Origin of the sequence: Bifidobacterium choerinum, from assembly GCF_000741135.1 — a bacterium.
GTDB classification, from domain to species: Bacteria; Actinomycetota; Actinomycetes; order Actinomycetales; family Bifidobacteriaceae; genus Bifidobacterium; species Bifidobacterium choerinum.
On the sequence record NZ_JGYU01000012.1, the window covers coordinates 59,425 to 66,439 of the forward strand.

7 protein-coding genes are annotated in these 7,015 nt (G+C 68.5%); 3 read left to right on the top strand and 4 right to left on the bottom strand.

Annotated features, from left to right (window positions below):
* Window positions 1-17: 17 nt before the first annotated feature.
* Together BCHO_RS07950 and BCHO_RS07955 are read left to right on the top strand one after the other, a co-directional pair.
* Window positions 18-662, top strand: a complete 645-nt coding sequence (locus tag BCHO_RS07950; protein ID WP_024540554.1) for an isochorismatase family protein — start codon at window positions 18-20, stop codon at window positions 660-662.
* Window positions 652-2,727: a GmrSD restriction endonuclease domain-containing protein gene (locus BCHO_RS07955; RefSeq protein ID WP_024540553.1), complete on the top strand. Its 2,076-nt coding sequence runs from the start codon at window positions 652-654 to the stop codon at window positions 2,725-2,727. Before BCHO_RS07950 ends, BCHO_RS07955 begins: the two co-directional genes overlap by 11 nt.
* 272 nt (window positions 2,728-2,999) lie before the next feature.
* Here BCHO_RS07955 and BCHO_RS07960 read toward each other — a convergent pair whose 3' ends face one another.
* Genes BCHO_RS07960 through BCHO_RS07970 form a run of 4 tightly spaced genes read right to left on the bottom strand, consistent with a single transcriptional unit; the run spans window position 3,000 to window position 6,641 of the window.
* Window positions 3,000-4,301 carry an ABC transporter permease gene (locus tag BCHO_RS07960; RefSeq protein ID WP_024540552.1) on the bottom strand — a complete coding sequence of 434 codons (1,302 nt, stop codon included), beginning with the start codon at window positions 4,299-4,301 and terminating at the stop codon, window positions 3,000-3,002.
* Window positions 4,288-5,190, bottom strand: a complete 903-nt coding sequence (locus BCHO_RS07965) for an ABC transporter permease (RefSeq protein ID WP_237743070.1) — start codon at window positions 5,188-5,190, stop codon at window positions 4,288-4,290. Before BCHO_RS07965 ends, BCHO_RS07960 begins: the two co-directional genes overlap by 14 nt.
* Window positions 5,191-5,243: 53 nt before the next feature.
* Entirely contained in the window at window positions 5,244-5,576 is a 333-nt protein-coding gene (locus tag BCHO_RS09620) for an ABC transporter permease (RefSeq protein WP_237743069.1), read from the bottom strand.
* A gap of 39 nt (window positions 5,577-5,615) precedes the next feature.
* Window positions 5,616-6,641: an ABC transporter ATP-binding protein gene (locus BCHO_RS07970; RefSeq protein ID WP_024540550.1), complete on the bottom strand. Its 1,026-nt coding sequence runs from the start codon at window positions 6,639-6,641 to the stop codon at window positions 5,616-5,618.
* 172 nt (window positions 6,642-6,813) lie between these two features.
* On the opposite strand from BCHO_RS07970, the gene BCHO_RS07975 reads away from it, so the two are divergent.
* On the top strand, window positions 6,814-7,015 hold a 202-nt coding region (locus BCHO_RS07975; protein WP_034256330.1), incomplete at its 3' end, for a hypothetical protein.

Consider the following 7,015-nt stretch of genomic DNA (forward strand, 5'->3'; position numbering starts at 1 on the left):
AGGGCTTGTGCATTAGAATGGCGAACGTGTGCACGAAGAGGACAGCATTGATCATCGTCGACGTCCAGCCGACGTTCACCGAGGGCGGCGAGCTCTCCGTCGTGGGCGGCGACGCCGTCGCCCGGGCCATCCACGACTTCGTCGAACGCGAACGGGGCCATTACGCGCTGATCGCGACGACGCAGGACTGGCACGTCGACCCCGGCGACCACTGGTCGGCCGAGCCGGACTACGTGGACACGTGGCCGCGGCACGGCGTCGCCGGATCAGAGAACGCGCGGCTGCATCCGGCGATCGGGTCGCTCGACGTGCCGCACCACATCAGGAAAGGGCAGTACGCGGCCGCCTACTCCGGCTTCGAAGGCGTCGAGGACAACGACGACCATGTCCCGACGCGCGGCGACGTCGACGCGGCGCTCGCAGCGGGACGTACGCTTGACGGGCTGCTGCGCGCGCACGATATCACCCGCGTCGACCTCGTCGGCATCGCGCTGTCGCACTGCGTGCGCGACACGGCGCTCGACGCGGCCGCGCGCGGCTACGAGACGCGCGTCTACGAGGACCTGACTGTGCCGGTGAGCGCCGAACTCGGTGCGCAGGCGGTCGAACGGATGCGCAAGTCCGGCGTCGCGATCATCGAAGGGGAACGATATGTCGATTAGCGCGAGCGAAAAGCCGCTGTCCAAGGTGTTCACATCCGACTACCGCTTCGCGATCCCGGCGTTCCAGCGCGCCTACAGCTGGCATGACGTGCAGATGCGGCAGCTCATCGAGGACGTCGCCGACGCGTGCGCCGTCGACGATGGACCGTATTTCCTCGGCTCGCTGATCCTCGTGCGCGACGAACGCGGCATGCATCAGGTCATCGATGGCCAGCAGCGCCTCGTGTCGCTGTCGATCGTCTTCTCGGTGCTGCTCACGCTCGAGGACGACCCGCAGCTGGCCGCGAGCCTCGCTGGGCTGCTCACCGAGACCGGCGACAAGCTGCGCGGCATCGCCGCCGAGCCGCGGCTGAGCCTTCGCGAACAGGACGAGGGCTTCTTCCGCGAATACGTGCAGCGCGGCGACCTCGAGGCGCTCTTCGACCTGCGCGAGACCGACATCGCGACGCAGGCGCAGCGCAACATCCAGACGAACGCGAAATGCGCGTACGACATGCTCGCGCCGCTCAGGGAGGACGAGCGCCGCCGTTTCGCGTCCTACCTCGTCAACGACGTCATGTTCGTCATCGTGACGACCGACGACATCTCCGGCGCCTACCGCATCTTCGACGTCATGAACATGCGCGGCATGCCGCTGACGCCGTCCGACGTGTTCAAGGCGAAGGTCGTCTCCGGCATCTCGAGCGCCGCGCGCGACGTCTACGCGCGCTACTGGGACGACATCATGGAGCCGATGGGCGACGACAACGCGCGCATCGAACGCTTCTTCGCCGACCTCGACCTGATCTTCACGCGCGCGCCGATGTGCCAGTCGCTGCTCGCCGACTTCGGCGACCATGTGCTCGCGAAGTACATCGGCAAGGGGCAGTGCATCGAGTTCATCGACGACGTGCTGCGTCCGTACGCGATCTGCGACGAGATCGTGCACAGGCCGGGCGAGAGCCTGCTGCCCGCCAAGGTGCGCGACCTGCTCGCCGGCCTCGCCGACTACCCGTACGACGACTGGAAACCGGTGGCGCTGTGGGCGCTCGTGCATTCGCTCAAGCATCTCGACGACCCCGACACCGTCGTCTTCGAACGCTCCGGCAGGGTCGGGCCGCACGTCTCGCTGCACGACGGCGAACGGCTCGTGCAGATTCTCACATTGCTCGACCGCGTCACCGGCATCGACTGCCTCAACGGCAAGTCGGAGCTCGAACGGCGCACGCGTTCGGCGACGATCGTGCGCGACCTGAGAAAAGGCACGCCGCTGCAGCGCGTCGCCGGCTTCCACGTCAGCGGCGACGAGCAGCGGCTCGCGATGCTGCATCTGCGCGGCGAGCTGTCGATCGACGCCGGCATGAAGCGGCTGCTGCTCATCCGCGCGAACGAACAGCTCGCCGGTGCGCGCATCACGCGCCCGCGCAGCCTCAACGCCGTGCCGATCATCCCCGAGCACGTGTCGGCGAGGTCGCCGTTCGCGTCGTGGCCGGCGGGCACCTGCGACTACTGGGCGGAGCGGATCGGCAACTTCGTGCTCACGCAGACGATGCTGCGTTCGCTCGACGACGTCGGCGACTTCGCGACGCGGCGCGCAATCATCCTGCGTTCGCCCAGCTCGCAGCGCTTCCCGCTCACGCGCGCGCTGCTCGACCTCGAGACGCTCACGCCGCAGTTCCTCGAGCTGCGGCAGACGCAGATCATCGACCTCATCGCGCAGGCGTGGCACATCAGCTACGAGGAGATCGTCGTCGCCGAACAGGAGGAGCGGCGCCGCGAGCGCGCCGGCGGCAGCACGCACCGTTCGAAGCGCACATCGAAGCGCGTGACGGTCGCCGAGGTCGTGCGCGCCGGGCTGCTCAGGCCGGGCGACCGCTTCGTGTGGGTGCGTCCGCGCAAGCACGAGACGTGGATCATCACCGTCACCGAGGACGGCTTCGCCGGCGAGGACGGCGCCGAATACGCGACGCCGACGGCCGCGGCGCGCGCGGTCGGCGGTGCGAGCGCGAGCCTCAACGTCTGGAAGCGCGAATCGGACGGCCGCGCGCTGAGCGACATCTGGAAGGCGTACCGCGCCGCGATGTGATCGGACGCGGATCGCGCGCGGAACGATCGCGGACGGACGGCGTTGCGAACGGAACGGGTGCGGATCGCGCGGGACGATCGCGGGGAGCAGTCGTTGCGAACGGAACGGGTGCGGATCGCGCGGGACGATCGCGGGGAGCAGTCGTTGCGAACGGAACGGGTGCGGGATGCGTCTGCGATGGTCGCGAAGAGGCCCCGCGGCGATTGGAAGAGGTGCAGATTGCATCCGTTCCGGTCGCCGCGGGGCCTTCGTATGTCCGGTGGGGCGGGCCGTCAGGCTTCGGCGAGCTGCGTGGCGCCCGGCGTGGACAGGTCGGGGCGGTTGCGGCGCAGCTTCGAGAAGGCGAGGCCGAGGCAGATGAACGCGACGCCGAAGAGCAGCACGAGGCCGTTGCACGACAGCCATGCGCCGGCGTCGACGCGGCCGTCGACGCCGTTGACCGCGTCGACCGACTGGCAGAACCACCAGCCCGGCAGCAGCTTGCCGATCGCGATCATCACCTTCGGCATCATGTCGACCGGGAAGGCCATGCCCGACGTGAACATGATGAGCAGGCCGAACACGTTCGCGATCGCGTTGACGGCGACGGCGTTGGCCGACAGCATGCTGATCATGAAGCCGGCGGCCACGGCGATGAGCGCGTAGCTGACGAGCGAGGCGCCGGAGTACAGGATGGTCGGCAGCGGGACGCCGTCGATCGGCAGGCCGGCGAGCGCCGGCAATGCGAGCGATGCGGCCCAATACAGCAGGCTGACGACGACGCCGAAGAGCGCGCATCCGGCGAACTCCTGGATGACCATCGCGCCGGTGCGCTGCGGTGATGCGTACAGGCGGCGGCGCACGTTCGACTCGGCGAAGGAGGTCATCGTCAGCGCCGTGCACACGAGCATCGCGGCGAGCAGCGGGTAGACACCCATCTTGACGGTCGTCACATAGGCGACGCGCGCGGACTCCTGCCGGTCGCTCGCGGCCTTGGGGTCGTCGGCGACGTGGATCGCCGGGTAGGCGTCGGCGTCGTCGGCGAGCGTGGCGACGACCTGCGTCGCGGCGTCGCCGAGCGTCGCCGGCGTCGTCGCCGCGCCGGTCGCGCTCTGACGGGCGAGCGCCTTGAGACGTGTCAGGCGCAGGAAGTCGTCCACCTGCAGCCTGGCGAGCGAGCCGTAGGCGCCGGTGAAGCTAACGACGACGTCGAGCTGCGGCTCCTCGCCGCCGTCGGCGAGCGCGTCGGCGAGCCGCTGCGTGTAGCCGTCGGGGACGATGACGATCAGGTCGGCGTAGTTGGACGCGGCGGCCGTCTGCAGCTCCTCGCTCGTCGTGCCGACGTCGACGAGGTCGCAGTCCTTGCCCAGGAAGCCGCGCAGCGCGTCGCCGAACGCCTCGCCGTGCACGTCACGGCTGACGACGGCGACCTCGGGGCGCGCCGAGTCGAAGGTGGTTGAATTGTCCGACTTCGCGAGGCCGGCGATGATCGACCAGCTCAGGCCGAACATCATCAGGCACAGCCATACGACGTAGATGAGGATCATCAGACGCTGCGCGAGCAGGATCTTCAACGTGGTTTTAAAGGTGTGCATAGCGCTGCCTCCTGAGGAACACGGTCGCGAGGGCCAGGGCGAGGACCGACATCGTCAGCAGGATGCCGACGGTGCGGAAGAACGGGGTGTAGGAGTCGTAGTAGAGGATGTCGTAGAACAGGTTCGTCACCTGCTGCGTGGGGTTGATCGTCGCGACGACCGGCGCATGGCGCTGGATCCAGTCGCTCAGCGCCATCGCGCCCGAGCCGTACAGGCCACTGAGCAGCGACAGTGCGCAGGAGGACGCCGTCGTCAGGCCGATCTTCGTGCCGGCACTCAGCTTCGGCAGCGAGCCGAGCAATGTGCCGAGCGCGTTCGCCGTGAACGAGGCGACGACGATCGCGAGCAGCGTGGCCGCCCACCGTCCGCCGAAGGAGATGCGGCACACGAAGTGGATGTAGAGCAGCGCGACGACGAGCGAGCAGAACGTGCACAGCCAGCTGGCGAGGAAGCCGCCCATCAGCTGACGGAACCGCGTCAGCGGCGCGAGCGAGCGGCGCATGCCGAGCGCGGACAGGTTCGCCTGCGTCGAGCACACCGTCGTCACGGCGAAGGTCATCGCCATCAGCGCCGTCATCGCGAGCAGCGCGTAGTAGTAGCGGGCGTCTTCGTCGGGCTTGAAGTTCGTCAGGCGCACCTGGCGCGTGAACTCGGGCGTCCGTCCGGCGGCCTCCTGGAATCCGGCATCGGCGAGCGCGGCCGGGTCGGTGCGCATGATCTGTTCGACGGTCAGCGTCTGGCGGTTGAACATGCCGAAGGCGCCGTTGAGGATGCTCAGCGACACCGGCAGTCCGGGCGAGCCCATCGCGTCGTTCGCGTTCGAGACGGTCGCATGGCTGATCGTCATATGCGGCAGGCCTTCGTCGTCGACGCTGACGAAGCCGCGCACGTCGTCGTCGGCGTTGATCAGGTCGCGCGCCGCGTCCGCGTCGTCGACGGCCGTCAGCTCGAGCAGGTCGCGCAGGTCGACGCCGCCGGTGTCGACGTCGTCGACGTCTGCTCCGGCCGCCGGCGCGTTCCCGTCGGCCGTGCAGGCCGCCGGCTCGACCGGCTCGCGCTGCATCGCGTCGAGCAGCTTCCGCGCGCCGGCCGCGTTGCAGTAGCGTCGTCGGCCACGACGGCGAAGCGCATCGTCGTGATCTCGTAGGTGGCCTCCAGATTGCCGAACATGCCGAGGAACATCGTCGACAGCAGGATCGGGAAGCAGAACAGCCAGAACAATGAGGACTTCTCGCGCAGGTTGATGCGCAGCGTCGTCAGGAACGTGGCTCCCATCGTCGCTCTCCTTTCGTTGGTGCGGTCGTCCCGGTCGTCTCAGTCGCGCAGGTCGGTGCCGGTGAGCGCGAGGAACACGTCGTTGAGCGTCGGCGTGCGCGAGCTGACATGGCCGGCCGGCACGTCGAGGCGGCGCAGCTCCTGCAGTACGTCGATCAGGTTGTGCGCGCCCTGCACGCACGAGACGGTGAGCACGTCGTCCTCGTAGGCCGCGTCGTGCACGGCGTCGAGCGCGCGCAGCGCCGCGAGCGTGCGTTCGCGCATCGCCTCGTCGGCGGCGAGCGACGGAGCCTCGATGCTGATGCGCTCGCCGACGTCGATCATGCGCTTGAGCTCGTCGGCGGTGCCGAGCGCGATCTGGCGGCCGTGGTCGATGATCTGGATGCGGTCGCAGATCTGCTCGACCTCCTCCATGTAGTGGCTCGTATACACGATCGTCGACCCCTCGGCGTTGAGCTTCTCGATGCCCTCGAGGATCGAGTTGCGGCTCTGCGGGTCGACGGCGACGGTCGGCTCGTCGAAGAAGATCAGCTCGGGCTTGTGCACGACGCCGCACGCGATGTTCAGCCGCCGCAGCAGGCCGCCCGACAGCTTGCGCGGACGGAAGCGGCGGTAGTCGTCGAGGCCGACGAACGCGATCGCCTCGTCGACGAGGCTTTTGCGGCGCGCGCGGTCGGCGACGTACAGCGAGCAGAAATAGGAGACGTTCTCCTCGACCGTCAGCTCGTTGAACACGGCGATGTCCTGCGGGACGACGCCGATGCGGCGCTTAAGGTCGTAGCTCGTCGGCCCCATCGGCTCGCCGAAGATGCGGATCTCGCCCGAATCGTAGGTGAGCAGCCCGAGGATGCAGTTGATCGCCGTCGTCTTGCCGGAGCCGTTCGGTCCGAGCAGGCCGTAGATCCCGCCGCGGCGCACCTCCATGTTGAGGTAGTCGAGGGCGAGCTTGTCGCCGTAGTGCTTGACGAGCTCGTCGACGGCGATGGCGGGGGAGGGGTGCGCGACGCGCTGCGCGGGTCGTGGTGCCGTGCGTGTCCTGGAATCGGCATGGGTCGTATCGTTCATGGACACCATGATGCGCGCGCAGGCGGCGGCGACACGGTGCCGCGAATACCGGATTTCGTGAACGGATGGTGACTTTTGTCACGACGCGCGTGACGCGGGCCATGCTGTACTCGATAATGGAAGCCGCACATCAGCGGCGCCGGCGGACGGCGGCGGAGGAAAGGAGACATGGATGGCGGACACGGTCGTGCATGCGCTCATCGTCGCCGTCTGCGTGCTGCTCGCCGTCGCCCAGCACGGCGACGTCACCGCCGCCTCATCGTCGGCGTCCTCGTCGTCGTCTCGCTGTCCGCGCTCGGCGTCCTCGTCGGCCGGCGCCGATGGCTCGCGATGGCCGTCCTGTGCTGCGCCGCCGCGCTCGCGCTGCCCGGATG